A 26,064-nucleotide genomic window follows, 5' to 3' on the forward strand; every position below is an offset into this window, starting at 1 on the left:
AATAAACAAGTTAAGGAAGTGAGGAAACTGCCATGGCTTATGATCCGATTTGGATGAAAGAAACCGCAAAGCTGAATAAGTTTGAATTTGTGAAAATGGAGAAGGACGGTCTTGATGTCATCCGCGATATTATCGAAACATACGCGCACCAAGGCTATGAATCTATCCCAGAGGATGACAAGGGCCGATTTAAATGGGCTGGCGTCTACGAGCAAAAGCCAAAGGACGGACATTTTATGATGCGCATCCGCATCAATTCCGGGATTATGTCCGCCGTTCAAGCTCGTGCGCTCGCAGAGATTGCAGATCTGTACGGTCGGGGATTAATGGACGTAACAACACGCCAAGCAATTCAATACCACTGGCTGCGAGTTGAGAACCTCCCTGATATATTTAATCGTCTGCAACAGGTTGGACTCTATTCTTATGAGGCTTGCGGCGACTGCCCGCGCACAATTGTCGGCAATCCGCTTGCCGGTATCGACCCTGATGAATTAATCGACACGACCGAGCTTGTTAATGAAGTAAATGATTTCTTTCTCTTAAACCGTGACTTTTCTAACTTGCCGCGCAAATACAAAATGTCGATATCCGCTAACATCTATAACAACGCGCATGCTGAAATTAATGACTTAGCCTTCACCCCTGCCGTCAAAATCATAGATGGCGAAGAAGTACTTGGCTTCCATGCCCATGTTGGAGGCGGCCTATCTGCCAAACCGCATTTAGCTCAGAAGCTGAATATGTTCATCCGCCCTGAAGAGGTACTCAAGGTAGCCATCGGTGTTACTACCTTGTTCCGAGATCATGGTTTCCGTGAAAAGCGCCATCATGCACGGTTGAAATTCCTGATAGCTGCATGGGGAGTTGATGCCTTTCAAACTCGATTGGAAGAGCTCATCGGCAAATTTCCTGCTCGTGGAGAAGACAAGACCGTTGGCTGGCAAGCGGCATATTTTGACGGAGTACATCCGCAGAAGCAGGATGGTCTATTCTATATTGGTTTAAATGTGCCGATCGGTCGGCTAAATGCCCAAGAGTTCCGCCAGCTTGCGGACGCAGCCGAAACATATGGAGACGGATTGTTGCGGACAACGATGTCCCAGAACATCATTCTGACAGGAATACCTGAGCATCTAGTCGATGAGGTTCTCGCTCTTCCCGTGCTGCAGCGCATCACTCCACATCCAAAGCCATTCATGAGCCGGACGGTATCATGTACAGGCAACGAATTTTGCAATCTGGCTATTGTAGAAACGAAAGAACGTGCTCGTCGGGTAGCTGATTACTTGGATGAGCATGTTACCGATCTGGATGAACGTATCCGTATTCATTTCATTGGATGCCCAAATGCATGCGGACAAAAGCATGTGGCTGATATTGGACTGCAAGGAGCTCTTGTGAAAACTGAGCAGGGCATGGTTGACGCCTTCGATATCGCGGTTGGCGGCATACTTGGACCGAATGCCCGTTTCAACACCACATTGAAAGGACGTGTAAAGGGAGACGATGTCCCTTACGTTCTTGAGCAGCTTCTTCGTTTTTACAAGCAGGAACGCAAGTCTAAAGAGACGTTCCACAGCTTCTTCCTTCGCGTAGGAGCGGATGCGTTCCAGCAGCGCCTAACTGAAATATTGGCCGCTCCTATCTGCTAGTCTCGATAGTGAATGAATACATCCTCGCAAGCTTTCCCTCCACCTGCGCAATGAACGAGAGACCAGCCTCAGCATCATGCTTTGGTTGGTCTCTTCGCTTCGTCACTATGCTGATTCTCATGAATTGCTGCATCAGCCAAGCTATATCATCTCAATTTCCTCATACGATCGAATCATTACATCTGCGGACTCAGGTGCAGTGTCGAACTGGTTCGCCTCATCGATGAATACCTGTAGACTTGACCCGGCTGCACGCCCCATCTCCATGTCGCCGACCGAATCCCCGATAACGATGATTTCATGCGGTTCCAAACCAATCTCACGGCATGCCAATTCCACCATGTCCGGATAAGGCTTCCCTTGGGATACGCAATCATCACCTACTACAGCATCAAAGTAGTGGCGTATCCCCATCTTCTGCAAATGCTGCTCTGATGGTCCTTTATCATCTGCCGTAACTACCGCCATGCGAAGTCCATGCTGACGGCAGCGCTCTAGGAACGGAACGACACCGGTAACAGGAACAATATTCGCGTGCTCCAACAATTGCTCGTTTGCCTCTTCAAATAAGGCTGTCATCCGTTGCACTGCCTGATTCCATGGAACCCCTTCCTTATAGAGCAGGTATGTCGCAATCGAAATCATTTGCGTCGGGGACCCCATCGCAAGCGGCCCTTGCCGATCATGCGATCGAATTGATCCATCAGCATCAATATGGACACCTAATATATATCCTGGATCTTCCGGCAAAGAGCCTCCTTCTTTTTTCAGCTCCATTTCCAAGTCCTTCATTACCTTCTCTGCCCACCAGCCCCATAAGCTAATGAACTGCAGTAATGTTCCATCCTTATCGAATAAGATCCCTCGTACCTTCGTGCTGCATGAACCAACTTGAAGCTGTACCATCTGCACCATCCTCTGCTTGAACAATATCGTTGCCCTACCAATTCGGCAGACAAAGCATGGTCTCCTGCCTGCCCCCTTTCCAACTTTATAAATTCTAAAATAGAAACTTGATAATGGATAAAAGGGCATCATGGCATTTCCTGGTTCTCTATTGTTGATCCTCCACGGCTTGAATCAGCATGCAAAAAAGAACACAGTTGACCATATAAGCCGAACCGTGCTCTTTTCTCTAGCAAATTGCTGCCTTTATTTATACGTTCTGAGCTTCTCGTTCCTTCTTCATTAACTGCTTCGTACGTTCCGCATCCCGCTCCAAAATCGGCTTCAAGTACTTGCCTGTATAAGAAGCTGGTACAGTTACCACCTGTTCCGGGGTACCGTGAGCAACGATTGAGCCACCGCCGCTGCCGCCTTCCGGTCCCAAATCGATAATATAGTCAGCTGTCTTGATGACATCCAAATTATGTTCGATGACAAGCACCGTCTCACCGGAGTCTACAAGGCGGTGGAGCACCTGCAGCAAACGATCAATATCCGCAACATGGAGACCTGTAGTCGGCTCATCCAAAATATAAATCGTCTTGCCTGTACTGCGGCGATAAAGCTCAGCCGCCAGCTTGACTCGCTGTGCCTCACCGCCAGACAGCGTTGTCGCCGGCTGTCCAAGCTTCATATAGCCAAGGCCGACATCAAGTATCGTTTGAATCTTGCGATGAATGCGCGGAACGTTCTGGAAGAACTCTACGGCATCTTCCACCGTCATTTCCAGCACGTCTGCAATGTTTTTCCCTTTATATTTCACTTCCAGTGTTTCACGGTTATAGCGTTTGCCCTTACATACCTCGCAAGGCACATATACGTCAGGCAGGAAGTGCATCTCAATCTTAATAATCCCGTCGCCGCGACATGCTTCACAGCGGCCGCCCTTCACGTTGAAGCTGAAGCGTCCCTTCTTGTAGCCGCGAATTTTCGCTTCATTTGTAGACGCGAACAGGTCGCGGATATCGTCGAACACGCCTGTATACGTTGCCGGATTCGAGCGCGGAGTCCGTCCAATCGGTGATTGGTCAATATCAATGACCTTATCGATATGCTCTAGTCCGCGAATTTCCTTATGCTCGCCCGGGCGAACCTTCGCTTTATTCAGGTCGCGTGCCAGTGTCTTATATAGTATCTCGTTAACGAGTGTCGATTTACCAGAACCGGATACACCCGTAACGGCTGTAAAGACGCCAAGCGGAATCTTGACATGAACGCCCCGCAAATTGTTCTCCTTCGCCCCGCGAACTTCCAGCCAGCGTCCATCATTCTGACGGCGTTCCTCAGGTACCGGAATGAACTTGCGGCCGCTCAAATATTGACCCGTCAGCGAGTTCTTGTCCTTCATGATCTGGTTCGGCGTTCCCTCAGCCACAACCATACCGCCATGGATTCCAGCGCCTGGACCGATGTCGATAATATAATCGGCTGCCAGCATCGTATCCTCATCGTGCTCAACGACAATCAATGTATTCCCCAAATCACGCATATGCTCCAGCGTCTGAATCAAACGGTCATTGTCCCGTTGATGCAAGCCAATACTAGGCTCGTCCAAAATGTATAGAACACCCATTAAGCTAGAGCCAATCTGGGTCGCCAGGCGAATGCGCTGTGCCTCACCGCCAGACAGTGTTCCCGCTGCGCGGTTTAAAGTTAAATATTCAAGCCCAACATTCACTAAAAAGCCTAGGCGAGAATTAATCTCCTTCAAAATAAGATGCGCAATCAATTGTTCCTTCTCCGTCAGCTCCAAGCCGCTGAAGAAGCGCTGTGCTTCCCCAATTGAGAGGGAGGTTACATAGGCCATGTTTTCCTTGCCAACCGTAACCGCCAAGCTTTCCTTGCGCAGGCGATGACCTTTACAAGATCCGCACGGCTTTGCACTCATAAAGCCTTCAATATACTCACGAATGCCTTCTGATGCCGTTTCGCGATAACGACGCTCCAAGTTATGAACGATTCCTTCGAACGGCACGTACGCTTCCTTCTTATGACCGAAATCATTCTCATAGCGGAAACGAACCTTCTCCCCGCCCGTACCATTCATCAGCTTAGACATCTGCTCCTTATCCAACTGCGACACCGGCACATCCGTAGCAATTCCGTAATGTTCACATACCGCAGCAAGAAACTGCGGGTAGTAGTTCGACGTGCTGCCTGCCCAGGCCTCAAAAGCACCATCTTCAATCGTACGTTCACGATCCGGCACAAGCAGCTCCGGATCCACAATCATCTTCATCCCGAGCCCATCACATTCCGGACAAGCACCAAATGGACTATTGAAGGAGAACATACGCGGAGCAAGCTCATCTATACTGAATCCGCACTCGGGACAAGCCAAATTCGAACTGAATACAAGCTCCTCCTCGCCGATAATATCCACAATCAGCTTGCCTCCTGACAGCTTCAATGCGGTCTCAATGGAATCGGCAAGACGCGATTGTACATCTTCCTTCACGACGATTCGGTCTACAACCACTTCTATCGTGTGCTTCCGATTTTTCTCCAATTCAATCGTCTCAGACACATCGCGTATTTCCCCATCTACACGTACCCGCACGAAGCCTTGCTTTTGGATATCAGCAAATACAGTCTTATGCTCCCCTTTACGACCAGAGATGACAGGGGCAAGCAGTTGAAGCTTAGTACGCTCAGGGTACGTCATGATACGGTCTACCATTTGTTCTACCGTTTGCGACGTAATCTCAATCCCGTGTTCCGGACAATGCGGATGACCAATGCGCGCGAACAACAGGCGAAGGTAGTCATAAATTTCAGTAACTGTACCAACCGTTGAGCGCGGATTCCGGCTTGTCGTCTTCTGGTCAATCGAGATAGCTGGAGAAAGCCCATCGATCGAGTCGACATCCGGCTTCTCCATCTGCCCTAAAAATTGACGCGCGTAAGCGGATAGGGATTCCACATAGCGGCGCTGTCCCTCGGCATAAATCGTGTCGAAGGCTAATGACGATTTGCCCGAACCGCTTAGGCCCGTAAGTACAACAAACTTGTCACGCGGAATCGTTACATCGATATTTTTCAAATTGTGGGCGCGTGCCCCTTTGATTACAATATGTTCACTAGCCAATGGAATACCCCTCCTGCTCGTTCAGGTTCACTCGAACCAAGCACGGCATCTAAAATCACTGCTCTATGTTAGTCCATCGCCTTCAATTCCAGCAAAGCATCACGCAGCTCGGCCGCGCGCTCGAATTGAAGGTTTTTCGCTGCATCTTTCATTTCCGCTTCCAAGCGCTGAATGACCGACTGGCGATCCTTCTTCGACATCTTCTCGACAGACTTGCTTATGTTGTAGTCTTCCTTCGTCTCCGCCGTCTTCGTTGCCTCGATCACATCGCGCACTTTCTTGCGAATCGTCTGCGGCGTAATGCCATGCTCTTCATTGAACGCCATCTGAATGCGGCGACGACGCTCTGTTTCGGTAATAGCCTTATGCATCGAATCCGTTATTTTATCCCCGTACATGATAACAAGTCCCGATGCATTCCGCGCCGCACGCCCTATCGTTTGAATGAGGGAGCGTTCCGCACGCAAGAAGCCTTCCTTATCTGCGTCCAGTATCGCTACCAGCGATACTTCCGGCAAGTCTAGACCTTCACGCAGCAAGTTAATGCCGACTAACACATCATATACACCAAGCCGCAAATCACGCAGCAGCATCATACGCTCCAATGTCTTAATATCAGAGTGCAAATAGCGAACCTTGATGCCGATCTCCTTCAAATAGTCCGTTAAATCCTCGGACATCTTCTTCGTCAATGTCGTGACAAGGACGCGCTCTTCCCTATCCAAGCGTATGCGGATTTCTTCAATCAGATCGTCAATCTGTCCTTTCGTTGGGCGTACCTCGATAATCGGATCCAGCAGTCCTGTCGGCCGGATAATTTGCTCGACCATCTTCGGACAATGCTCCAGCTCGTATGGTCCTGGTGTGGCCGATACGAACACCGCTTGACCTACCTTTTGTTCGAACTCCTCAAACTTGAGCGGTCGATTGTCCAATGCCGACGGCAGGCGGAAACCATGCTCAACAAGTACTTCCTTACGCGCTTTGTCTCCATTGTACATCGCCCGAACCTGCGGGAGCGTAACATGAGACTCGTCGACCACGACAAGGAAGTCGTCAGGGAAATAATCGAGCAGCGTATAAGGCGTAGCGCCGCGCTCGCGGAATGTAAGCGGGCCAGAGTAGTTCTCGATACCCGAACAAAAGCCCATCTCCTGCATCATCTCGATATCATAACGAGTACGCTGCTCCAATCGTTGTGCTTCTAACAGCTTGCCCATACTTCGCAGTTCTTCTAACCGCTCTTCCAATTCCCGCTCAATATTGACAAGAGCCAGCTTCATCGTTTCTTCTCTCGTTACGAAGTGAGAAGCCGGGAAGATCGCAACATGCTCACGCTCGCCGATAATCTCTCCTGTCAAAACGTCGATTTCGGTTATACGCTCGATCTCATCGCCGAACAGTTCGACGCGAACTGCATTTTCGCCATTCGAGGCAGGAAAGATTTCAACTACATCGCCTCGTACGCGGAACGTACCGCGTGTGAAGTTCATATCATTGCGCTGATATTGGATGTCTACCAGCTTGCTAAGGATTGTGTTGCGCGGCTTTTCCATACCTACTCGCAGCGACAACACTAGATTGCCGTATTCCATCGGGGAACCCAAGCCATATATGCACGACACGCTCGCTACGATAATCACGTCACGGCGTTCGAACAAGGAACTTGTCGCCGAGTGGCGCAGCTTATCAATCTCCTCATTAATACTCGAATCCTTCTCGATGTACGTATCGGAAGAAGGAATATAGGCTTCCGGCTGATAGTAATCGTAGTAACTGACAAAATAAGACACGGCATTGTTCGGGAAAAATTCCTTGAACTCACTGCACAACTGTGCTGCCAGTGTCTTATTATGGGCAATAATAAGCGTCGGACGGTTCAAACGCGCTATTGTTTGGGCAATCGTAAAGGTTTTCCCTGTTCCGGTCGCTCCAAGCAGCGTCTGATACCGTTTCCCTTGATTAATGCCCTCAACCAATTGTTCAATCGCCTTAGGCTGATCCCCCTGAGGAGAAAAATCAGATACTAGCTCAAAAGGCCTCTCTTCCCTTTCAAAGTCCGTCACAACTTCACCGCTTTCTATTTAATATCATGTATATTTCATATGATGAACTGCATCAGTCGAGAGTCGAAGCCAAAATCAAGCAGCCGTGCTCATGACCTGTACAGTGAACATTCGTTTATTGCAGAAAAAGCTTCCTTATCATGCCATTGCTTATAGGCATATACTCCTGCATATAAGCACAAATTTTCATTATTCTGGGACATTCTAGGACTCTCGACTCAAAACTTCGGCACAGCTCTGAGAACCTGCCCCTTCCCTAAACTTTACCCATTTTCCACCCGATAAACATATCAGGAACAGCATCGCGAAAAAAAACTTCGCACAGGTCTGTTGGCATTATCATATTGCTTGCAAAATTGTTGCAAAGAAGGTCCCGCATGAGGCGGATATCATCTTTACATATGAAAAAATAAGAATGTTTGTTCCCTTTTCCATTATACTCTTTTCGTCGATTGGATGCAAATGGGAAACATTGAACGGGAGAGAGGATTATTTCTATGGACAAAACAACTGTTATTGGTATTCTTGCCGGCTTGGCTGCACTCATCGGGGGCTTCCTATGGGAAGGCGGCCAAATGGGCGGTCTCTGGGAAAAAACGGCTGCACTTATCGTGTTCGGCGGCACGATTGCCGCCGTCGTCATCAGCTTCCCTGGCAAGCGGCTGCGCAGCATTCCGAATGCGCTTAAGATGGCCTTCGGCCGCAGCACTGAGAACCCACAGCAATTAATTGACGACATTGTTGCGATGAGCACTGTCGCTCGTCGCGAAGGTGTACTTGCATTGGAGAACAGCATCCACAAGCATGACAATGGCTATTTGCGTGATGGTATTATGATGATTGTGGACGGGACCGATCCCGAGCTCGTAAAGCAGATGATGGAGCTGGAGATGGATGCAATTGAAGAAAAGCATGAAGGTTATGCTAAAATGTTCGAGGCTGCTGGCGGCTATGCGCCAACAATGGGGATCATCGGAACAGTCATGGGACTGATTCATGTTCTTGCCAATTTGTCGGATCCCTCGACACTTGGGCCATCGATTGCCGTTGCCTTCACAGCTACCTTATACGGTGTTGCAACTGCGAATATTATATACTTGCCGATTGCAAGCAAAATCAAAGCGCGAAGCATGGAAGACTTGCGTGTGATGGAAATGATCGAATACGGCGTATTAGCAGTACAAGCTGGTGAGAACCCGCAACTCATTCGCAAAAAGCTGGGATCGTTCCTGCTTGCCGAAGACTCCTTCGCGCCGCTGAAATTGGTTCCTGAAGCAAACCGGGGGATGATCCATGAGACGCAGAAATAGAAAACAAGCGGCACGCGCTGAAAACCACGAGCGCTGGCTCATTACTTACGCGGATCTCATTACCTTGCTCATGATCTTTTTCGTCGTCATGTACGCGATGAGTAAAGTTGATGTGGATAAATACGAGTCACTATCTGAAACCCTACAGCTATCCTTCCGAAATACGGATACGTCTTTAAAGGGCTCTACCATTCTAGATGGAGCTTATTCTAAGCCTGGACAAACTGGGGATAAGCAAAAGCAGCAAGATGGGTCAAGCGGCAAAGACAAAGAGGAAAAAGCGGTGGCTATCGGTACAATTACGAATAAGGACCTAGCCTTCCGCAAGCAAGAAGCAGAGCTAAAAAACTTTATGGGCGTCATTCAACAGTATGTGGATGACAATAAGCTTGGAAGTCAAATTACCGTATCTGATACACCCAAAGGCATCGCCATTCGAATGAGCGACCGCCTGTTGTTCGACCTAAGTCGTGCGGATTTAAAGGAAAATGCACTGCCACCGCTGAAGAAGCTCGCTACCTTATTTCCTAAGCTGAGCACGTTAATCAGTATCGAAGGGCATACGGATAATTTGCCGTTTGCACAAGGCGGACGGTATAAAGATAACTGGGAGCTGTCTGCTGCCCGTGCTCTATCTGTACTTCGCTACTTTGTCGACGACAATAAGCTGGATGCAGACCAATTCCAAATTGCCGGATATGGGGACACGCGCCCACTTGTGGATAACGATACCGAACAGCATCGACAACAAAATCGGCGTGTAGAGATTATCGTTCTGCGGAAAATGATCCAATAAGCGAGTAGTTAACAGCTCCACCAAAATGGTTATCCAGTAGTTATACACAAGGGAAACTGGACTTATCCACTTTATTCACGGATTTATCTACAGAATGTTAACAACTTGTCGACAATATCATCGTTTTCACTTGATTTTATCCACAATCCACAAGAGTTCTAAATTCGACTCATAAAAAACAAAGGGATTGACCAGTGCAGCTGTAAACAGCATTTGGTCAATCCCTTTTTATTATCGATTCGACACCTATGGTCGATATTATTGTACCAACATATATCAAGCTCGGTATTTTATCCAATAAACATCCTACTACAAAAAAATAAGATGAATGAAAGAAACTCTCGCTATGCCCGATTATCCACATCTGCAGAGATCGATGCTTTCCCAGCATCCACAGCGCCTTCTGCCTTGTCCGCAGACTGACTACCGCTATCTACATTCTCTTGCTGCTTGCACTTCGCCCCGCGCTTGGAACGAGTCCACGGCACACGCAAAAAGGAAAATAAGGATAGCGCCCGTGTCACTGCTACATATTCGACATGATCATCCGGAGCCAGCAATACACCCAGTTGATGATGATCGCCTGCGTAAATGGCTCTCTGCAGGAACCGAACCTCACCTGCTAAGTTGTTGACTTCAAGCTTGCAAAATGCTGCGTTCATTCGCAGCGCCTGGTGCAACTCCTCTTTTGTCCTCACCTTAATGCCATTTACCTTTACAATGACTTCACCCTGCACGATACCAAGCTCTGCTGCAGGACTTTTAGGAAGTACCGCCAAAATGCGAAGTCCACCCGCATCTTGCGTGAACACCGGACTATGTTCTGCCTCTTCCCTGCGACTCAGCCATATCAGGCCCTCATGCATCCCCAGCGCAGCAATTGCAGCTACAGGGACAAGCGGCGGCCACCAAGCAGCAGCTAGAGATACGGCCAGCAGCAGCGCTGCATATGCGAACAATCGCGTGCTGCTTAGCGCAGCCTTCTGCTGCGGAAGCTTCGTGAACGTCAGCTCTGAGAAGCCGACGACGACAGGAAATGCAACTAACATCCAGCCCTGCTGCCACAGATCTCCGCCAAACAGCGGCGTCCAAGGCAAGGCTGCTCCATCGCTCGAGGCTGGAAAGAGCAGGAGCAGCGGCACTGGCCACATGCTCTGCATGCGATAAGCGCCTACTACGCGTCCGCGTTTGCTCTCTATAAACATCGGGCCAGCCATTTGCGCTGCCTGTTTGCGGATAAGCACAGCTTCAGCGGCATGCAGCAAAGCAACAAGCACCAGCAGACCTGCCGCGTCCATCCCGCGAACAGAAGCAACTGCATCTCCAAGCCAGCCTTCCGGATTCCATGCAGTCCCCCAGATGTTCAATCCAAATTGAATAAGCGCAAGCATGCTCGCTGCATACGCAAGACATAGGAAACGAACACGTACAAGCAGCAGCACGAGCGCAATCATCCATAGCAGTATGATGACTTCACGCGATAGAGTCACACCGAGGCCAATCGAAGCGAATGAAACGAGGATCCCTGCAATCAAGCCACCAAGCCAAGCATGCCAGGTGTGGGTTATCCAACTATGCATCTTCACGGCAAATAACCTTCGCTCCAGGATGACCTGCCTGCGATAATGCAAGGCAATAAGAAGAATGGACAGCCAATAAAATGGTGACAGCAGCCACTGCAATAGAGCCTCTCCCACTCGAACACCGATATCGATAAGCAGGTTCACTTGATTCGCCCCTCTCCATCACCAATTAGACAGTGCATTCCAACTGTGTTCACAAACATGCTACCTATTTGCTGCCTATACGCAGCCTTTCTTGCCTTCAAGCTCACCAACCATCTTGCATTCAAACTATATTCCCACTTTCTTTACACCCTTTGTTACAACATAAACACTCGCACATCATGCGTTCACGTATCCATTTACCCGAAAATTAAACCTTACAATCAAAAGAAAAAGAAGGCCGAAGCCGAGGCTTGCGACCTTCTTTATATTCGACAGCGTTTAGCGGATTTCCTTCTTAAGCACATCAACCGCCTTATGCAGCTGTGCATCATTTTGCGGATCCCGCATCGCCTTAATAATAGCCTGCTCTAACTGCTCGCCAGTCTTTACATCTACCTTGCCTGTAACGTTCAACTTATATGCTTGCTGGAACGCCTTAACGGCTGCTTCGGTCTCTTTGGAGAAATAGCCATCCTTACGTCCAGGCTTATAACCAAGCCCGTCAAGCATAATCTGAATGTTCTTCACATGCTCATTGTTCATATCGAAAGCAAGTGTTAGATCCTTGGCTACAGGAGCGACATAATAGAAATCAGGCTGCTGCACAGCAACATCCGGTTCAATGCCCTTCTGATGGATCCAATTGCCCTGCGGCGTCAGCCATTTCGCAATCGTAATCTTGATCAAGCCGCCATCCCCAGAATTATAACTTGTCTGTACGGTTCCCTTGCCGAACGTATGCTCACCGATAAGCTTCGCTCCAGCCGATTCCTTCAGCGCACTAGCCATAATTTCAGAGGCGCTAGCACTGCCCTTATTCGTCAGCATTGCAACCGGATAAGGCTTCAGTTTCGCTGTTCCCTTGGATACATAGCTGCTGCGTTCTTTGTTCCGATCCTCCACTTGCACAATCGATTTGCCTTCCGGAACGAACAGCTCCGTCATCTTCTGGACAATATCGAGCACGCCGCCCGGATTATTACGGACATCGATTACAAGCCCCTTCATTCCTTGCTTCTCCAGCTTCTCCAGTTCTTCCTTGAAGCGTTCGAATGTGTTAAGTGAAAATTGGCGAATTTCGATATATCCGATGCTTCCATCAAGCATTTTTGGATATACGGTCTCCATATCGACCTCACCCCGAACGACAACGAGCTCAAGTGGAGCCGCTTGCCCAGCACGTTTAATGAGGATTTTAGCTTTTGTCCCTTTTGGACCGCGAATTTTCGCTACGGCTTCATTCAGGCTCTTGCCTTCCAGACTTTCTCCATTTACGGAAATAAGCACATCCTTCGGCTTTACGCCAGCCTTTTCAGCTGGGGATCCCTTGATAGGAGATACAACCGTTACTTCGCCGTTCTCCATCGTTACTTCCGCACCAATACCAGTAAAAGCGCCTTCAATGCTGTGATTGAATTGCTCAGCTTCCTCTTTCTCCATAAAGGAGGAATATGGATCGTTAAGCGCAGCGATCATGCCGTGAACAGCACCGTTCACAATCTTGTTGCGATCAATGGCGGTAACATATTTATTCTCGATAATGCCTAACGCCGAGCTCAGCTTCTGCATCTCGCTTGCTGATAAGCCATTGCCTGTCGATGCAGCTTGTCCACCACTCGCAAATATCGGCAAATCCATTACTGTAAACGTTAAGGCACTGCCTGTCAGCATTGCCGCTCCCACTAACAGAGCGACGGTCCGCCCTTTGAATGACATCGAATCACCGCCTTTGTATTCCCTATGTTCCGTATGCTTGCTCAGACAACATTCGTTTTAGTATATGCCGAAGCTGCCATTTTTATTTCAAGTAAGGCCGTGGATCAACCTGTTCCTTATTCACGAGAACTTCGAAATGCAGGTGGTTACCTGTCGCGCGTCCCGTGGCGCCTACCTCCGCAATCTTGTCGCCGCGAGAAACTTGGTCGCCCTTCTTCACTTTAATGCCCCCATTGCGGATATGACCGTATAACGTCCATAAACCATTACCGTGATCAATGATGACACAATTACCATATCCTGACCACCATTCAGCCAATGTAACCGTCCCTGATTCAGCAGCATAAATATCCGTTCCTCCAGGCGTAGCCATATCCAGCCCACTATGGAACGCGCCTTGCCGTCCAGTGATCGGATCTTTCCGCGAGCCGAACTCAGAAGAGATATAATAATCGGCATGAAGCGGAACTGCTAATTGCCCGCCGGAATATGCAGCACTCGGATTGCTTCTTGGCTTCGGTCTAGGCGATTCCTTCGGCTTCATCAGCTCATTCTTCTTCCGAAGAAGATCAGCACGCTTTGAGGCAAATTCAATAAGCAGCGCGCGTTGTTCCTCGCTCGCTTCATCCGATTCGTCAATCTGCTTGTTATAGCTTGCGATCATGACTTCCTTTTCTTTTTCCTTCAGCATTAAGTCTTTCTTCGCATTATCAAGCTTTGCATACAACAGCTTTACTTGCTTCAAGTTGGTCTCGATTTCTTGCTTTTTCTGCACAACCAGTTGCTTGTCACGCTTATGCTCCGCCAAGATTTCCTTATCGTTCTCCGCAATCGACTGCAGAGAATCAAACCGATCAAGGAAGTCAGAGAAGCTAGTGGCGCTAAACAACACATCTATGTAAGACACAACTCCGTTCGTATACATTAATCGAACACGTGTATCCAATAAATTTTCACGATCCTCAATGCGCTTATTCACTTTTTGCAGCTCATCTGCCGCTTGAGCAAGATTCAGCTCGGTAGTATCAATTTGATGAGCGACATTCGCCATCTCACTTGCTTTTTTATCAATCTCAGACAGCAGGTAGTCCATATCCTTCTTCGTCTTCCCAAGCAGCTTTGTTGCTTCAGCCTTCATAGTCTTTGCTTCCTGCTGCTTGTTTTCTGCCTGGCGCATCTCGTTCTGAAGCTGCTTCAATTGCTGATTGACCTTATCCAACTCCGATGCTTGTCCCGTTGTTGGCGGCACCATTGAGAAGAGAATCGCAAAGCTAGCGAATAACATGAACCACTTTTTAAAATCTGTTCCCCGTTTCAATCCGATGTTCCTCCTATTCTCCCCGATTGGGACTAGCGCTCAAACAGTCACTACACGATAACGCTATACTTTCAAAAATTTACGAATGGAGATTGTACTTCCCCACATGCCGATCAAAATGCCCAATGCTACTAGCGAGCTGCCGACAAGCAGCCATGCATCCTGAAGTGGGACAAGCTTAACCATTTGCAAGCCCAGCTCAAAATTCGTCACGAGCTGCTGATATCCGTAAAATAGAATTCCAACTGTAAGTAATGAGCCTAACAGCCCTATAAGAGCCCCTTCTACGAAGAACGGCCCTCGGATGAAGGAATTGGTTGCCCCTACAAGTTTCATAATGCTGAGCTCGCGTTGGCGCGCCATAATCGTAACTTTAATCGTATTTGAGATAAGAAACATGGCGGTTACAGCCAAACCCGCTACAATGATCAACCCAAAGTTGCGAACAGTTGCCGTGACCTTTAACAGTGTGTCGACGGTACCCTTCCCGTAATTGACCTTCCACAGCGGCTTCGCACTATTCGTATCATTAATGGCATTAATCTTCTTAGCAACCATGCTAATTGTTGCCGGATCATATACCTCTACCGTGAAGGAATCCGGCAATGGATTCGTCTCTTTCGTATAGCCGTTGAGCAGTTCCTTGCCATCCTCGCCCAAGTTTTCCTGCAGCATCTTCATGCCTTCTTCCTTGGAAACCGAGATGACCTTGCTTACCTCCGACATATTGCCGATATCTGTAGCGAGCAACTCCTTCTGTTCCTTTGTCACATCAAGCTTAAGGAAAACTCGGATTTGCACTTTGTTGTCAATCTGCTTCGTCATTTCATTCACATTCAGCGACAACAGCATGAACACACCTAAAATAAACAACGAGATAACAATGGAGCTAACCGATGCGAACGACATCCAGCCGTTGCGTAATATGCTCTTGCTTCCTTCTCTGACATGGCGGGTAAGTGAATTAAAAATCATAGCCGTATTCCCCCCGCGCCTCGTCACGTACAATTAAGCCTTGTTCGATTGCAATAACCCGCTTGCGCATCGAGTTGACGATATCTTTATTGTGAGTTGCCATGACGATTGTTGTGCCGCGGAAATTAATTTCCTCAAGCAGCTTCATAATGCCCCATGATGTCTCTGGATCGAGGTTCCCCGTGGGCTCGTCCGCCACAATCACGGAAGGATTGTTTACGATAGCTCTAGCTATGGCAACGCGCTGCTGTTCCCCTCCGGACAACTGCGCCGGCAGACTGTTCATCTTATGCTTCAAGCCAACCAGCTCCAGCACCTCAGGTACACGGCGCTTAATGACCTTCTTCGGCGCTTCGATAACCTCCATGGCAAAAGCAACATTCTCATAGGCTGTCAGCTTCGGCAGAAGTCTGAAGTCCTGGAACACGACGCCGATATTGCGCCGCACATAAGGAATTTTGCGCTGCTTCAACTTGCCGATATTGAATCCACTTACGAAAATTTGCCCTTTTGTGGGCACTTCTTCTCTATAGATCAATTTCATGAACGTCGATTTCCCTGCTCCCGACGGTCCGACCAAGTAGACGAATTCATCCTTATCAATTTGGACGGATATGCCGCGCAATGCGTGAGAGCCGTCTTGGTACGTTTTCCATACATCTTGCATTTCTATCAAATGATCACACCCTAAGTTTAAAAGATCAGCTAATATACATTCGACATAAGTGCCCCAATTCCTTTAAAAGAAAGGAAATTTCAACATCTTTTTACGCATTGCTCCACAATCAGCTACATATAGCGGCTATCGCCGTCGGATTTGCGTCTTTCTAAATTTCCTCATTACTGCGCAATTGTCCCCCTTTGTATTTTTGGAATAGTAAGAACTCTCATTTCCGTTTCCTAGTGCATTAGTAAAGTTTAGCGTGCAAGTCGCATATAGTATGAAAATGAACGATTCCGCCTATATGGATTGGAAGCATATTTGGAATACGGACGATTTTTTCTTTATTTTTTCATAAGCAGGAGGCTGTTGCAGTGAAAAAAATCCATGCACTATTTATTATCCTTGCCTCGCTCTTATTGGTAGGTACTGCGCTCTGGGGGTGGGCTCACAGCTATGCTTCACAGTCTACGATCCCTCCCAACGTACACTTGTCTACATGGAATATCGGTTCCCAATCCATGGACACCTTCCGCGAGCAATTAAAAGATAAAATGAAGGAATTAGAGCGGACGTCGTTCGAACTCTCCTTCAAAGGCACTAATATTGAACCCATCCAAACGACACTTGCCGATCTCGGTGTAACGTATGATGCAGATCCTATACTGCGCGCACTCGACAAAATGAAGGAAGGCTCACTGTGGGAACGAATCCAAGCCCGCTACAATTTCTCGACGTCCTGGACGCTTCAATTCCGCTGGAATAAGGAGGTTTGGGCAAAGCGCCTAACAGCCGATTGGGAGGCGCAAACCTTTGGCAAGCCCGTGAATGCAAAAAGGGAAATCACCAAAGACGACAGCATTCGATATACTCCCGAGAAAGCAGTCTATCGAATCGATCGGGTTCAGCTGGAACAGTTGATTCGGGCGTCCATCCCGCATACGTGGAATGATGGACGGACGATTGCGCTTGAAGTCCCGATGCAAAAGACAAATCCGCCAGTTACGGTCGCATCACTGCAAGCCGAAGGAATTGAACGAAAAATTATCGAGTTCTCTACAAGCTTTGTGCAAGCCGATGACGGCCGCACCCATAATGTCAATGCGGCTGCACAAACGATCCATGATATGGTGCTGAAGCCTGGTGAAATTTTCGATTACGATAAAGTCATTGCCGAAACGGAAAAGAAATACGGCTTCAAGGAAGCTCCCGTCATCTTTAACGGCAAGCTTGTACCCGGTATTGGCGGCGGCATCTGCCAAGTATCTAGCACACTATATAATGCGGTGCTTCGCACCGGGCTAGAAATTGTCGAACGGCGCAATCATTCCCTGCCAGTCTCTTACTTGCCTATTGGACTGGATGCTACCTTTTCTCAGGGTTATATTAACTTCCGCTTCAAAAATACGACCGGCAAGCACTTAATGATTCGAACCGCTGCCGAGAACGATCGGCTGATTATTAAATTTTTTGGAACTATGGATAAAGGCGTCTCTTATCGAATGGAAACCAAAACATTAAAGGTGTTGGAACCGACGATTAAGTATGTTAAGAATCCAAACCTGCCTATTGGCAGCCATGAGACCATTCAGCGCGGAAAGCAAGGGTATACGGTGGAATCGTACCGGATTAAGCTGGTGAACGGCAAAGAGGTCGAACGCAAGAAAATGTTTGTGGATACGTACAGACCGCAGCCTACTCTTATAGCAGTGAATACAGGAGGCTCCGATCAGTCTTCTACGAGGAAGGATCAAAGTCCAATCTTAGAGGATGGCGTGAATGGGCCAATATTTAACGATGAATCTTAAATAGAGGTAAGCGAAGGCAAAACTCATGAGAAAGAGCCCTGCATCAACTTGTGATGAGGGCTCTTTTACGTTCATATCGATCTCGTATGCAATTTATTAATATACTCGCAGATAGGAATTAAGCTCCCAACCATGAACTTGAGATGCATATTCGTTGTATTCCTGCTCTTTCACCGAAATATACGTATTCAATGCCTGCTCACCCATAATATCCTGGATGATTGTATCCTTTTCCATATGTCTTAACGCCTCAAATAAATCCCGGGGGTAGGCATCCCATTTATACGGAGTGCTATTTACCGCTTGATGAATGTCCCTACTCGCCTCCTTAGGAGGCATTTCCCTCTTTTTCACACCCTCCAAGCCTGACTTCAGCATGACGGCAAACAGTAAATATGGATTAGCAGTTGGATCAGGCGTACGATATTCAATTCGCGTCTGTTTGCCTCGTGCCGCAGGAATTCGGATCATTGCCGAACGATTGTTTTCAGACCAAGTTAGATGAGTCGGTGCTTCATAGCCTGGCATCAAACGTTTATAAGAATTAACTACCGGGTTCGCAATGGCAGACATTCCTTTTGCGTGATGCAGCAAACCGGCTATAAAATAGAGAGCAATGTCACTCATCTTGGATGGTGCTTGCGGATCATAGAACACATTACACTTCGCATCATCCTGCAAAGATTGGTTGCAATGAAGGGCGTTGCCATTCTGACCGCTCATCGGCTTCGGCATGAATGTAGCATGAAGGCCATGTTGATTTGCCACTCGCTTCGTCAGCAGCTTGAACATTTGCCACCGATCGGCGGCCCTAAGCGCTTCACCGAAGCGAAAGTTGATCTCGTGCTGGCCTGGAGCCACTTCATGATGAGACGCCTCGATTTGGAAGCCTTGCTTCCTCATCTCCTGCAATAATTCAAATCTTACATTCTCCCCGCGATCTTGAGGGAATAGATCACAATATCCACCTTCGTCATGAGGCGTGACAATTGGTATTCCCCGTTCACTTAGAGGATAGAGGAAAAATTCGCCCTCTACCCCGATGTAATAGGAATAACCCAATTCCTTCGCTTCCTGCAGCACTTCTTTCAGCATACTCCGGGTACACCCCTGCGCGCGGCTGCCATCCGGCAAGCGGACATCACAAAAGAAAGATGCTATAGTACCGTATGTGGAGTCGTGCCAAGTATCCACATGGAATGAAGTTGGATCCGGATGCAAGGCGAGATCGGATTGATCTACACCGCCGTACCCTGTGACCGAAGAACCGTCAAACATCATCTTCCCTTTAAAGGCAGCTCCCGCTTCATCACGATGGATGACAAGCTGCTTTACCTTGCCGAACAAGTCCGTAAATTGCAAACGCAAATACTCTACAGCATGCTGATGCATCCATTCAACGACTTCGTCTCCAGATTGAATGAGGGGAACATCTTCGCATGGGCTTGATCCAGCTAGGAGTTCAGATGAAGCTGTACAATCCGACGATGGTACAGAACGTTGCATTACGCATCCCTCCTCGTTCGCTGTTGCGGCACATCTGGAAGTGTATTTACAGAAACGATATCTTGGGATTTTTTGCGCGGAGGCGTCCAAAACTGCTCATTGCCGGGCAGGTCATCGAACCATGCGGCATCATCCGGACAATCTAGTATCATGAATTTGCCGTAATTTCCTTCTCGGGATTGATGATATTTCAGAAATGCCTTTCCATTCTCAATTGCCAATATTTCAATTTTGCCGGATGTATGGCTCATGGACAATCGAACTCGCTTGCCAAGACCCGACGTCTTCGCCTTCGCTTCTTCTACGAGCTGGTACGCCTCCTTCAACGAGAGGACAAATTCACTATTTCCAGCGACCGGCCGATTAATAAAGAAATAATAAGGAGTTACCCCCGCCCATGACAGCTTATCCAGCAGTTCGCCCAGCACTTCAGCATCGTCATTGATGCCTCTAAGTACCGGTGTTTGGTTGACCACAATTGCCCCAGCATCATGCAGCGCCTGAAATCCGCGCTTCGCTTCTTCTGTAATTTCACGAGGGTGGTTAATATGGGCCATTACATAAATCCGGTGGTCAGGTGTGGAAAATTCCCGGATTGTCTCCAGCAACAATTCGTCTTCATAAATGCGCATTGGATTGAAGACGGGCAGCTTGGAACCTAATCGGATGATCTTGACGTGCGGGATATCACGCAGACGCTGCAATATCTTTCTTAGCTTCGGTGTGGCTAAAATTAGGCTGTCTCCGCCAGTGAGCAGGACATTATTAATCTCGGGGTGTTCGGCAATGTAGGAGAGTCCTGGATTTACATCGGACATCGCTTCTTGGACATCGTTACGGAAAAGTCGCTTGCGGAAGCAGTATCGGCAATAAGCGCCGCATACCTCTGATACAATTAATAGGGCGGTAGATGAATACTTGTGCTGGCAGCCAGGAACCACGTAGTTCGTATCCTCATCCGAGGCGTCCCATCGTCCATACTCTTTCAGTTCCCCTGTATTCGGGATGACAAGCTTCCGAATCGGGTCATTGGGGTCTTTCCAATCAATGAGGTTCAAATAATAATCATTGACGCGGAATACAAATTTCTCGGTAATTTGCTTAAGCCGTTTCCTTTCCGTCTCGGGTAACTGGGTAACCTTGTCGATATCGGTGACGTACTTCGGCTGAGGCATTGGCATTCCTCCTTATAAAATTTTGAATATAAGTGCACATGTGCACCTCTCTTTATTATACACATATTTACATATTCAGGCAAACACTGAGTGGCTTAGTCTGTCCACCTGAGCAGGAATGTCACTGATTTTTCACAAAAAAAGAGCAAGCGCGTCAGCGCCTCACGGGACGCTATTAACGCGCACTGCTCTCCTCTTTTTATGCTAATGAATCCCTCTATCAAGCCTAGTTGACGCATGTAAAAATCCAGCAAGGTTTCATACTGCCCGCTTCGGTCTCCTAAACTTACATAATAGCTCCATTCGACTCAATCCATACTGCCTTCTGCGCTATTGCTTCCTCTGCTCGCTGAATCGCAGCCTCTACCTGAACTGTTGCCGTTCCTCCGTACACATTGCGCGCATTGACGACTTGCTCTGGCTGAAGCACAGCATAAATCCGATCATCGAACAGCTCCGAAAATTGTTTGAACTCTTCCAGTGTTAAATCAAGCAAGTATTTGTTTTGCTCAATACAATACAGCACCGTCTTGCCAATCACTTCATGCGCCTGCCGGAACGGCAAGCCCTTGCCTACAAGAAAATCCGCAATGTCCGTCGCATTGGAGAAATCCTGACGTACCGCTTCACGCATCCGTCCGCGGTTCACCTTCATCGAAGCAACCATCGGAGTGAAGAGGCGAAGTGCGCCGTTCAGTGTATCCACTGTATCGAACATGCCTTCCTTGTCTTCCTGCATATCCTTGTTGTAAGCCAGCGGCAGTGCCTTGAGCACTGTCAGCATGCTCATGAGATGGCCGTATACCCTTCCTGTCTTCCCGCGAACAAGCTCTGCGACATCCGGGTTCTTCTTCTGCGGCATAATGCTGGAGCCAGTACAGAAGGCATCATCCAGCTCAACAAACTGGAATTCTGTACTCGACCATAGTACCAGTTCTTCGCAGAAGCGTGATAAATGCATCATAATGAGCGAGGCATTCGACAGAAACTCCACGATAAAGTCACGGTCGCTTACCGCATCGAGACTGTTCTCATATACACGGCTAAAGCCTAACTGCTTCGCCGTATAATGGCGATCGATAGCAAAGGTCGTGCCTGCAAGCGCTCCTGCTCCAAGCGGCAGCATATCAATCCGCTTGTAGCTGTCCATCAGTCGTTCAATGTCACGCTCAAACATCGACACATACGCCATCAGATGATGGGCGAACAGGATCGGCTGCGCGCGCTGCAAATGCGTATAGCCGGGAACAATCGTTTCCACGTTCTCTTTCGCCTGTGCAATTAGCGCTTCCTGCAACTTCACAAGCAATTCAACAAAAGTAACGACACGTTTACGCAAATACAAATGCATGTCAGTTGCAACCTGGTCGTTACGGCTTCTTCCAGTGTGAAGCTTGCCGCCAATCGGGCCAATCAATTCAATCAACGCTTTTTCAATATTCATATGAATGTCTTCATCGGATATCGAGTAATCCAATTCTCCGCGACGGATCATACCCGCCACCTGATGAAGCCCATCTGTGATTGTATCCACATCCTCCTGCGGCAAAATGCCGCAGGCTCCCAGCATCGCTACGTGAGCCAGACTGCCTTGAATGTCCTCTTCTGCCATCACTTTGTCAAAAGTAATCGAAGCTGTATATTGTTCGACGAGTTGATCCGTCTGCTTTGTAAATCGACCGCCCCATAGTTTGCTCACGCTGCTCTCCCCTTCCTGTATTACACGCCCGTTTCTTGCAAGGAAGCACCCGCTCCATGAACCTTCGTGCCGTGTACGCCGGCAGCGACCTTCAGACGCAGCGCATTCAAGTGGATGAAGCCTGTTGCATCGTTCTGATCGTAAGCTTGAGACGGATCTGCCTCCATAGTCGCAATATCTGGATTATACAAGCTGACCGGGCTTTGTACGCCCGCGCCCATAACATTGCCCTTGTATAGCTTCAAACGTACTGTTCCTGTCACATGCCTCTGGCTTTCGCCAACAAGCGCTTGGATTGCAAGCCGCTCAGGAGCGAACCAGAATCCGTTGTATACTGCCGCACTGTACTTCGGAATGAGCGAGTCGCGTATGTGCATCACTTCACGATCCATCGTCAACGATTCCATAATGCGATGAGCTGTAAATAAGATGGTGCCGCCCGGTGTCTCATAGACGCCGCGGCTCTTCATCCCGACGAAGCGGTTCTCTACCATATCGACACGGCCAACGCCATGCTTGCCGCCAAGCTCATTCAACGATTCCATTACCTGTAATGGCGACATGAACTCACCGTTGATCGCAGTACAGTTCCCTTTTTCAAAAGTCAACTCGACAAGCTCTGATTCGTTCGGCGCTTCCTCAGGAGATACGGTTAACACATACATGCCTTTATTCGCATCTGCCGTTGCATCGAACCACGGATCCTCGAGCATACCACTCTCGAAGCTGATATGGAGCAGGTTGCGATCCATCGAGTATGGCTTCGCTGCAGAAGCCTGCACCGGAATACCGTGCTGCTCCGCATAAGCAATCATCTCTGCACGACCTGGGAATTGCGCACGGAATTGCTCAGAACGCCATGGCGCTATTACTTGAATATCGGGAGCAAGAGCCGCCGCAGTCAATTCGAAGCGCACTTGGTCATTCCCTTTGCCAGTTGCACCATGCGCTATTGCCGTTGCGCCTTCAAGGCGTGCAATCTCAATCATCCGCTTTGCAATGAGCGGACGCGCGATGCTCGTGCCAAGCAAATATTGCCCTTCATACAGCGCTCCCGCCTGGAACATCGGAAAAATGAAGTCCTGCGCGAACTCAGCGCGCAAATCGTCAATATAGACTTTGGATGCGCCTGTTGCAATCGCTTTTTCCTCAAGTCCATCCAGCTCTTCCTTCTGTCCAATGTCTGCTGTGAAGGTGATAATTTCTGCATCATAGGTTTCTTTCAACCATGTTAGGATGACGGATGTATCTAAGCCGCCTGAATAGGCCAGCACAATTTTGTTCTTTGCCACGACAATTCCCCCGTTCAATGTGCAGTTCAAAGTGAAGTCAATTCGGTTATTTACGCCCCCATAATTGAAGCCATAATCGCTTTCTGTGCATGCAATCGATTCTCCGCTTGATCGAAAATAACCGAGTGCTTGCCATCGATAACGCCTTCGCTTACTTCTTCGCCGCGATGCGCCGGCAGGCAGTGGAGGAAAATATAATCCGGCTTCGCATACCGAGCAAGCTCCTCATTTACCTGGAAACCGCGGAACGCTTGCTCACGCTTCAACTGCTCCATCTCGAATCCCATGCTTGCCCATACATCTGTATAGACTACATCTGCATTGGCGATTGCTTCCTTCGGATCGTTCGTGATGAGCACGTGAGAGCCTGATTGCTGCGCCTGCTCGTGGCATTGCTTTATAATATCCGCATCCGGCATATAGCCTTTAGGCGATGCAACAGCTACATGCATGCCCAGCTTACTTGCTCCCATGAGCAAGGAATGCGCCATATTGTTGCCATCGCCGATGTACGCCAGCTTCAAGCCCTGTAGCATCCCTTTTTTCTCATAGACAGTCTGGAAATCCGCAAGAACTTGGCATGGATGATTCATATCCGTCAGTCCGTTAATGACAGGTACAGTAGCGCCACGAGCCAGATCAATGACGGTGCGATGAGCGAAGGTACGAATCATAATGCCGTCTACATAGCGGGACAACACCTGAGCCGTATCCCATATCGGCTCGCCACGTCCGATCTGCAGGTCATTTTTGCTCAAAAACAAAGCCTGACCGCCCAACTGATACATGCCGACTTCGAACGATACACGCGTGCGTGTAGACGATTTTTCAAAAATCATGCCGAGTGTTTTCCCCTTCAGCGGGTGATACACCTCGCCTGCCTTCTGCTTCCGCTTCAATTCGATTGCAAAATCGATCAAATAGTGCAGTTCTTCCTTCGTATAGTCAGCGAGTGCGATAAAATCGCGACCGCGCAAATCAATTGTCGTTGCTGTTATTGCCATCAAGGCCACCTCCGTATATTTTCTCTGTCTTCCCGCTTCATCTGTGCTTACGATTGCTTACCATCTATACAGGTACAACAACCTCTGAGCGTTTCGCTAATACCTCATGGATAATTGATACTGCCTCTTCAATCTCCTCGTCTGTGACCAATAAGTTCGGCAGCAGGCGAATGACATTAGGCCCTGCACTAAGAAATAACAGTCCAGCTTGCTGGGCGTCCTTAATCAAATCTGCTACAGGCTCACTGCATTCGATGCCAACGAGAAGACCGAGTCCGCGTATATCCTTCACGAGCGGAACATCACTCAGCTTCACACGCAGTGCGTTGAGCAAGGACGTTCCCTTTTCCGCTGCCCGCTGCGCCACCTTCTCCTCTAGCATCGTTTCCAGCGTACCCACAACTGCAGACATCGCAAGCGGATTACCGCCGAAGGTCGAACCATGCGTGCCTGCACTGAACGCTGCCCTTACATGCTCCTGCGCCAGCATTGCCCCTACAGGGAAACCGCTGCCGAGTCCTTTGGCTACAGTAAATATATCCGGCTGCAAGCCGTAATGCTCATAGGCGAACAGCGCTCCCGTGCGCCCCATGCCCGTTTGAACCTCATCCACGATAAGTAAAAGTCCATGCTCGTTGCACAGTTCGGCCACTTCTTGGGCAAATGCCGCCTTAATCGGGAAAACGCCGCCTTCCGCCTGCACGATTTCAAGCATAATTGCTGCCGTACTGTCATTGATTGCGGCCTTCAACGCTGCGATATCGTTAAACGGCACATACCGGAATCCTCCCGGAAGCGGAGCAAATCCCTCCTTCACCTTGTCTTGCCCAGTAGCCGTCAGCGTCGCCAGCGTACGACCATGGAAAGATTGATGGAATGTTATAATTTCCGACCGCCCTGTCTTAGCGACTACAGTCTGATAGCGGCGCGCCAGTTTAATAGCGGCCTCATTCGCTTCCGCCCCACTATTGCAAAAGAACACAGCATCCGCACAAGTGTGAGCGGTCAGAAGCTCTGCAGCCTGTTCTTGCTGAGGGATATGGAACAAGTTCGAAGCGTGCCATAACGTATCCAGTTGTTCTTGTACACGCACCTTAACTCGCTCCGGCACATGTCCTAAGTTCGTTACGGCTATGCCGCTCATGAAATCCAAGTAGCAAGTTCCTTCATCGTCCCATACCCGACTGCCCTGTCCCTTCACCAGTGCAATTGGATAGCGGGCATATGTTGGGAACAAAGCATTCGTTCTCTTCCCGGCATCTACATTCATCGTCATTGTCTCCACCCCTTCATTCGATTTGTATACGATTGTAGTAAGTCTCT

General features: G+C 48.6%; 18 protein-coding genes. 4 read left to right on the forward strand and 14 right to left on the reverse strand.

Annotated features, from left to right (window positions below):
- Positions 1-32: 32 nt before the first annotated feature.
- Positions 33-1,655 (forward strand): nitrite/sulfite reductase, encoded by a 1,623-nt coding sequence (locus ACQ5BJ_RS17010; protein WP_005544656.1) that lies wholly within the window; start codon positions 33-35, stop codon positions 1,653-1,655.
- A gap of 141 nt (positions 1,656-1,796) precedes the next feature.
- Here ACQ5BJ_RS17010 and ACQ5BJ_RS17015 read toward each other — a convergent pair whose 3' ends face one another.
- The 3 genes from ACQ5BJ_RS17015 to uvrB all read right to left on the reverse strand — a co-directional run bounded on the left by ACQ5BJ_RS17015 (position 1,797) and on the right by uvrB (position 7,754).
- A complete protein-coding gene (locus ACQ5BJ_RS17015) occupies positions 1,797-2,561 on the reverse strand; it encodes an HAD family hydrolase (protein ID WP_040735593.1) in 765 nt (254 codons plus the stop codon).
- 250 nt (positions 2,562-2,811) lie between these two features.
- Complete coding sequence (gene uvrA, locus ACQ5BJ_RS17020; RefSeq protein WP_005544658.1) at positions 2,812-5,688, reverse strand: excinuclease ABC subunit UvrA; 2,877 nt, start codon at positions 5,686-5,688, stop codon at positions 2,812-2,814.
- 68 nt (positions 5,689-5,756) lie between these two features.
- On the reverse strand, positions 5,757-7,754 hold the full coding sequence (gene uvrB / locus ACQ5BJ_RS17025; protein ID WP_005544660.1) for an excinuclease ABC subunit UvrB: 1,998 nt from the start codon (positions 7,752-7,754) through the stop codon (positions 5,757-5,759).
- A gap of 497 nt (positions 7,755-8,251) precedes the next feature.
- Between uvrB and ACQ5BJ_RS17030 the strand changes: the two genes are divergently transcribed.
- Both ACQ5BJ_RS17030 and ACQ5BJ_RS17035 read left to right on the forward strand, forming a co-directional pair.
- A complete protein-coding gene (locus tag ACQ5BJ_RS17030; protein WP_268599111.1) occupies positions 8,252-9,064 on the forward strand; it encodes a flagellar motor protein in 813 nt (270 codons plus the stop codon).
- Positions 9,048-9,860, forward strand: a complete 813-nt coding sequence (locus ACQ5BJ_RS17035) for an OmpA/MotB family protein (protein WP_005544670.1) — start codon at positions 9,048-9,050, stop codon at positions 9,858-9,860. Before ACQ5BJ_RS17030 ends, ACQ5BJ_RS17035 begins: the two co-directional genes overlap by 17 nt.
- 344 nt (positions 9,861-10,204) lie before the next feature.
- Here ACQ5BJ_RS17035 and ACQ5BJ_RS17040 read toward each other — a convergent pair whose 3' ends face one another.
- The 5 genes from ACQ5BJ_RS17040 to ftsE all read right to left on the reverse strand — a co-directional run bounded on the left by ACQ5BJ_RS17040 (position 10,205) and on the right by ftsE (position 16,272).
- On the reverse strand, positions 10,205-11,587 hold the full coding sequence (locus ACQ5BJ_RS17040; RefSeq protein ID WP_268599110.1) for a PDZ domain-containing protein: 1,383 nt from the start codon (positions 11,585-11,587) through the stop codon (positions 10,205-10,207).
- A 279-nt stretch (positions 11,588-11,866) separates the two neighbouring features.
- Complete coding sequence (locus ACQ5BJ_RS17045) at positions 11,867-13,303, reverse strand: S41 family peptidase (RefSeq protein ID WP_005544673.1); 1,437 nt, start codon at positions 13,301-13,303, stop codon at positions 11,867-11,869.
- An 82-nt stretch (positions 13,304-13,385) separates the two neighbouring features.
- A complete protein-coding gene (locus ACQ5BJ_RS17050; protein WP_005544675.1) occupies positions 13,386-14,621 on the reverse strand; it encodes a murein hydrolase activator EnvC family protein in 1,236 nt (411 codons plus the stop codon).
- Positions 14,622-14,684: 63 nt separating this feature from the next.
- A complete protein-coding gene (gene ftsX, locus ACQ5BJ_RS17055; protein WP_005544677.1) occupies positions 14,685-15,596 on the reverse strand; it encodes a permease-like cell division protein FtsX in 912 nt (303 codons plus the stop codon).
- Positions 15,586-16,272 (reverse strand): cell division ATP-binding protein FtsE, encoded by a 687-nt coding sequence (ftsE, locus tag ACQ5BJ_RS17060; RefSeq protein WP_005544679.1) that lies wholly within the window; start codon positions 16,270-16,272, stop codon positions 15,586-15,588. The genes ftsX and ftsE overlap by 11 nt, the downstream gene beginning before the upstream one ends.
- A 359-nt stretch (positions 16,273-16,631) precedes the next feature.
- Between ftsE and ACQ5BJ_RS17065 the strand changes: the two genes are divergently transcribed.
- Complete coding sequence (locus tag ACQ5BJ_RS17065; protein WP_430111665.1) at positions 16,632-18,065, forward strand: VanW family protein; 1,434 nt, start codon at positions 16,632-16,634, stop codon at positions 18,063-18,065.
- 96 nt (positions 18,066-18,161) lie between these two features.
- On the opposite strand, the gene glnA is transcribed toward ACQ5BJ_RS17065, so the two are convergent.
- The 6 genes from glnA to ACQ5BJ_RS17095 form a co-directional block, all read right to left on the reverse strand.
- Entirely contained in the window at positions 18,162-19,571 is a 1,410-nt protein-coding gene (glnA, locus tag ACQ5BJ_RS17070; RefSeq protein ID WP_430111667.1) for a type I glutamate--ammonia ligase, read from the reverse strand.
- Complete coding sequence (locus ACQ5BJ_RS17075) at positions 19,571-20,746, reverse strand: KamA family radical SAM protein (RefSeq protein ID WP_430111669.1); 1,176 nt, start codon at positions 20,744-20,746, stop codon at positions 19,571-19,573. Before ACQ5BJ_RS17075 ends, glnA begins: the two co-directional genes overlap by 1 nt.
- Positions 20,747-21,032: 286 nt before the next feature.
- Positions 21,033-22,445, reverse strand: coding sequence for an argininosuccinate lyase (gene argH / locus ACQ5BJ_RS17080; protein ID WP_430111671.1), 1,413 nt, complete (start codon positions 22,443-22,445; stop codon positions 21,033-21,035).
- 20 nt (positions 22,446-22,465) lie between these two features.
- The gene (locus tag ACQ5BJ_RS17085) at positions 22,466-23,737 is read right to left on the reverse strand and encodes an argininosuccinate synthase (RefSeq protein ID WP_430111673.1); all 1,272 of its coding nucleotides are present in this window, start codon (positions 23,735-23,737) and stop codon (positions 22,466-22,468) included.
- A 50-nt stretch (positions 23,738-23,787) separates the two neighbouring features.
- Complete coding sequence (gene argF / locus ACQ5BJ_RS17090; RefSeq protein ID WP_005544690.1) at positions 23,788-24,741, reverse strand: ornithine carbamoyltransferase; 954 nt, start codon at positions 24,739-24,741, stop codon at positions 23,788-23,790.
- Positions 24,742-24,805: 64 nt separating this feature from the next.
- The gene (locus tag ACQ5BJ_RS17095) at positions 24,806-26,011 is read right to left on the reverse strand and encodes an acetylornithine transaminase (RefSeq protein ID WP_005544692.1); all 1,206 of its coding nucleotides are present in this window, start codon (positions 26,009-26,011) and stop codon (positions 24,806-24,808) included.
- Positions 26,012-26,064 lie beyond the last annotated feature (53 nt).

This window comes from Paenibacillus sp. B1-35 (assembly GCF_050474385.1).
GTDB classification, from domain to species: domain Bacteria; phylum Bacillota; class Bacilli; order Paenibacillales; family Paenibacillaceae; genus Paenibacillus_B; species Paenibacillus_B alvei.

Coding starts and splice junctions, on each gene's coding strand:
- ACQ5BJ_RS17035 (WP_005544670.1), top strand. CDS start 9,048: ATGAGACGCAGAAATAGAAAACAAGCGGCACGCGCTGAAAACCACGAG.
- ACQ5BJ_RS17010 (WP_005544656.1), top strand. CDS start 33: ATGGCTTATGATCCGATTTGGATGAAAGAAACCGCAAAGCTGAATAAG.
- ACQ5BJ_RS17075 (WP_430111669.1), bottom strand. CDS start 20,746: ATGCCTCAGCCGAAGTACGTCACCGATATCGACAAGGTTACCCAGTTA.
- argF (WP_005544690.1), bottom strand. CDS start 24,741: ATGGCAATAACAGCAACGACAATTGATTTGCGCGGTCGCGATTTTATC.
- ACQ5BJ_RS17030 (WP_268599111.1), top strand. CDS start 8,252: ATGGACAAAACAACTGTTATTGGTATTCTTGCCGGCTTGGCTGCACTC.
- ACQ5BJ_RS17015 (WP_040735593.1), bottom strand. CDS start 2,561: ATGGTACAGCTTCAAGTTGGTTCATGCAGCACGAAGGTACGAGGGATC.
- glnA (WP_430111667.1), bottom strand. CDS start 19,571: ATGCAACGTTCTGTACCATCGTCGGATTGTACAGCTTCATCTGAACTC.
- ftsX (WP_005544677.1), bottom strand. CDS start 15,596: ATGATTTTTAATTCACTTACCCGCCATGTCAGAGAAGGAAGCAAGAGC.
- ACQ5BJ_RS17095 (WP_005544692.1), bottom strand. CDS start 26,011: ATGAATGTAGATGCCGGGAAGAGAACGAATGCTTTGTTCCCAACATAT.
- ACQ5BJ_RS17045 (WP_005544673.1), bottom strand. CDS start 13,303: ATGTCATTCAAAGGGCGGACCGTCGCTCTGTTAGTGGGAGCGGCAATG.